This is a genomic window from Salipiger sp. (assembly GCF_059781815.1).
Window position 1 is genome coordinate 1 of sequence record NZ_JBYNAH010000141.1, and the last position, 4,327, is coordinate 4,327.

At 67.4% G+C, this 4,327-nt stretch carries 4 protein-coding genes; all 4 read right to left on the minus strand.

The window, feature by feature from the left end; genetic code table 11:
- The coding region (locus tag AC6RA4_RS16025) for a hypothetical protein (protein WP_500162011.1) at positions 1-229 on the minus strand (229 nt) is incomplete at its 3' end.
- A 10-nt stretch (positions 230-239) separates the two neighbouring features.
- Positions 240-1,535 (minus strand): HlyD family type I secretion periplasmic adaptor subunit, encoded by a 1,296-nt coding sequence (locus tag AC6RA4_RS16030; protein ID WP_500162013.1) that lies wholly within the window; start codon positions 1,533-1,535, stop codon positions 240-242.
- Positions 1,532-3,541: an ATP-binding cassette domain-containing protein gene (locus tag AC6RA4_RS16035; RefSeq protein WP_500162015.1), complete on the minus strand. Its 2,010-nt coding sequence runs from the start codon at positions 3,539-3,541 to the stop codon at positions 1,532-1,534. The genes AC6RA4_RS16030 and AC6RA4_RS16035 overlap by 4 nt, the downstream gene beginning before the upstream one ends.
- The coding region (locus AC6RA4_RS16040; RefSeq protein WP_500162017.1) for a hypothetical protein at positions 3,538-4,327 on the minus strand (790 nt) is incomplete at its 5' end. The genes AC6RA4_RS16040 and AC6RA4_RS16035, both read right to left, overlap by 4 nt.

Here is a 4,327-nt window from a genome sequence, read left to right on the forward strand (position 1 = left end):
CCTGCGCCACAACCGAGCCGAGGGCCGCATGGGGCAGAACAAAACAGCGCACCGGAGCCCGTTCCTCGCCCGTATCGCCCTCCGAGGCGCCATGTCCTGCCTCTTCGGGCACCGGAACCAGCCCGTCCGATGTCTGATAGTACCAGCCGAAAATCTCTTCGCGGACCTGCCGCTCCTCGCTCATGCCCTTTGTTGCGCCAATCGGTGTCTCGGGATCGGATCCAGCCATGATGTCCTCGTCAGCGTTCGCTCAGAGCAAGGTCAAGATTGGTGTAGACCGGCTTCCAGACATACTGGAACACCGTCTTGGCCCCGGTGACGATATCGGCCTCGCCGGTCATCCCCGGCATCAGGTCGAGCCCGTCATCGGCATCACGAAAGAAGGTCTGCTCGATTCCGACGAGCACCTCGTAGAAGCTCTCGCCGTTCTGATCGACGGTCGAGGTCGGCGAGATTTCTGCCACCGTCCCCTCGAGCGCGCCGTAACGGCTGAAGTCGTAGCTGTCTATCTTCAACCGAACCGGCTGCCCCTGCCGCACAAAGCCGATGTCGCGCGGCGCCAGCCGCCCCGAGAAGCGCAGCTCGCCACTGCCTGGCACGATGGTGGCCACGACGCCGCCCGGGTCGATTACGTCACCGGTGGTCTCGTCGGGAAGGCTTTGGACGAAGCCCGAGACCGGCGCGCGGATGTCGACCTCGACGACCTCCTGCTCGAGCGCGGCCTCGCGCGCCTTCAGCCCGCGCAGCTGCGCCTGCGCCTCGGCAATCCGGGCACGCGCCTCGGCCACCGCATCGAGATCAATGCGGCGGAGCGTAGCCTCGAGTTCCTCGATATTCTGCGTGGCCCGTTCGCGTTCGCCGCGCAGTTCCTGCTGTCGGAGCCTGAGGCCATCCAATCGCTGCATCTGCTCGTCGGCCTGCTGCTGCGTCGCGAGGTTGCGCGCGCGCAGATCCTCGGTCACTGCGCTCGAGCGTTGCAGCATCGCGAGCTCTTCGGCAATCAACGGAAGCTGATCTCCCACGGCGGCGATGTCGGAGTTGCGCTGCGCGATCCGGGCCTTGATTTCAAGGCGCTGGACCTCGAGCAGCGCGAGTGCCGCTTCGAGCGAGGCCTCTTCGCGCGCCACGAGGGTCGGGAACTCGCCTTCCCAGCGGGAGAAATCTGCCGGCCGTTGCGAGACCTGGGCGTCGAGCATTTCTGTCTCGATCTCGAGCCCGGCGATCTGAGCCCGCAGTTCGTCGCGCCGCGACACAACCTCGGAGCGCGACAGCGAGACCAGAAGCTCCCCCTCTTCGACGTATTCGCCAAGCTCGACCGCAACGAGCGCGACACGACCGCCCTGCCGGCTCTCCACCGGACGGATCTGGTCGACCGGCTCGATCGCGCCATGCGCCTTGGCCACCTCGTCGACATTGGCAAAGATGCTCCAGACAACGATCACCGCGATGGCGATGACGATGACCAGCGCCGCGAGGCGGGCGAGTTTCACCGAGGGGCCATCGTGCAGCACGAAATCGAGTTTCTTGCGTTTCATGTCGCGTCTCCCGTCGTGACAGTCGCCATTGCTTGTCCCTCGGTCTGTTCCGGGGCCTGAACCGGCCCGAAATACACCAGCCCACCCTTGTCGAGGACGATCGCCAGATCGGCCTCCGGAACGAGCTCGGTGTCGTGGGTGGCAAAAAACACCGTGGCCTTGCCGCGCGTGGCGCGCAGGAAGCTCACAATCTCGTCCTGCGCCTCGCTGCCGCCAATGGCCAGCGGATTGTCGAGCACATAGAGCGGCGCCGGCCGGGCGCTGAAGGCGCGCCACTCCTCGAGCTCGCGCTCGGCCTCGCTAATATCGTCGGGGCCCTCCGCCAGATCCGTGCGGTAGAGCCCGGTCGCGGCAATGGCGAGCGACAGGTCGTCGGGATCGTATTGCGACATCAGCCGACCACCCAGGAACAGGTTGCCGGACTGGGGTCTGAGCCGTCCCGCGAGCACCTGCATCAGCGTCGACTTGCCCGCACCGTTCGGCCCGATGACCGCCACGACCTGCCCCGGCTCGACCTTGAACGAGATCCCTGACAGCGCTGCAAAAGGCGCCTTGTCGTAGCGCAGGAACAGCCCGGCGGCCTCGACGCCCGGAGCCTCGCGCGGTGTCGTCAGGGCGGCAACGTTCTCATTCGCGACCGTGGGCTGCAAGAAGAGCAGCTCCAGCCGTTTCCACGACGCCTGCAGCGCGCGCATCCGCGGCAGGCCGATGTAGAACGCCTGCGCCGGACCGGTGAGGCGCCACGTCAGAAGCATCGTCCCGATCAGGACGCCGGGCGCGATCCGCCCCTCGAGCGCAAGGACGAGCCCGACCACCAGCGTCGAAAGCGCGGCCGCGGTGCCGACGGCGGAGCCGATGGCCTGCATGCCGCCGCTGCGGCGGCGGACCCGGAGCGCATCCTGAGCTGCGAGCCGCGAAAGCTGGTCGAAGCGCGCGATCCAGACATCCTGCAGCCCGCGACGGCGAATGCTGGTCGCCTGATCCTTCAGTGTGGCCAATGCCTTGCGCCGGTCGGAGCCGGCGCGAGTGACCTCGACATCCGCCGGGTGCGACGACCCGCTCGCCAGATGCGCGGTCACCACGAAAAGACCCAGCACGATCATCGGCACCAGCGCCAACGCACCGCCAACGAACACCAGCGCGATCAGTGTCAGCACGACAAAGGGGCCATCGTAGATCGCCATGGCATTGGCCGGCGAGAACAGGTCGGCGGAGGCCGACGCCTGCCGCGCCTGCGCCCGCAGCGCTTCGGGCAGTTGCGGTGGCGTCGTGCCCGGCGGCTTGCGCAGGAGGCGGCTCATCAGCATCCGGTCTATGGATACGGAAATGCGGGCATGCTCGTCGGCCATGTAGCGCGAGCGGATGTGCCGCAGGATCATCATCGTCAGAAGCACGATGGCAGCACCGGACATCAACGTGGGCAGGCTCGAGACGGCTCCGGCCCCGAGGACCTGCCCGTAGACCGCCATCGAGAAGAAGGGCACCGTCAGAGCGGCGGCATTGATCATCAGCGAGAGGAAGAACAGCACCCTCATGTTGCGCCGCGCCCGGCTGCGAAGCGCCGTGTACATCGCGCGACCGCTTTCCTCTTCGGGTAGCGCCCGCAGATGAAGCACCGGATGCGCCGCCGCGACCCGTGCCCCGATCGCGACGTCTTCCTCGCCGTCATCGGAGAGCACCCGCCCCACCCCGTCCCGGCGTACCACCGCGTAGCGCCTGCCATCGACATCGGCAATCAACACACCGTCGATGCCGGCCGACCAGTCCGCGGGCGATGAATGGCGCAGATCGGCGTAGAGCCCGGCCAGTCGAGCCGCCTCGGCCAAATCGTGTAGCGGGAGTCGGTCGCCGCCGGGGATGACCTCGGCGATCACGGCCTCGGTTCTGCGTGCACCGAGACCGGTCATCGTGCGCGCAAGCAGCCTTGCATCCGGTGCAGTGGCGGTCACGGCGTCTCGTGTCTCGGTGGCCTCGGTGGCTGGCAGAGACTGGTCATGTGGGCTCATGCGACCACCTCCTCCGCTGCGATCTGCTCAGGCGTGGAGAAGGTCAGCGTCTGCCCCGCAATCGCAAGAAGCTCCGGCCGCTCGGTGGCCATGATGATCGTCTTGCTGCCCGCCTGCGCCGAAAGTGTCTCTGCAAGGGCCTGCACCCCGCCGATGTCCAGCCCGATGGCCGGCCGCTGCAGCAGCACCAGTCCGGGCCCACCCACAAGCACCTGGATGATTGCCGCCCGTGTCGCCATGCCAGGAGTTACCGTGGTCTGGCTCGGGCCGCAGAGCGTCTGGTAGCCGTGCGGGAGCCGCGCCACGCCGGCGTCGAGGCCAATCATCCGCGACAGCTCCATCGCCTCCTCGGTAAGCGCCGGGTCGAAGCGGGTGATGTTGTCGAGCAGGCTCCCGTCGATGAGGTCCGGCCGTGCGGCGAGGAACCGCACGCTGCGGTCGACCTCGGCAAACCGCACGGCCCGACCGCCGAGGCGCAAGGAGACCGACGCGCGCTCCTTCCAGAGGCTGTCGACCATATGGTTGAGCGCGCGCCCGTTCGCCACCGTACCGCCCGCTTGCACCGCCACGATCTCTCCCGGAGCGATCGACGCCACATATCCATCGAGTTCAAGCTCGACCCCGAGCGGGACGGCAGGCGCTGGTGCGCCCTGACGCTCTTCGGCCGTCTCGGTCGCGATCAACCGCTCCAGCTCGTTATAGGCCACCTTCGCCCGCTGCCGCCGCACCAAGGCCGAGGCTAGCCCGACAAGTTGCAGCGTCCCGCGCGATCCCAGCAGGGTGCAG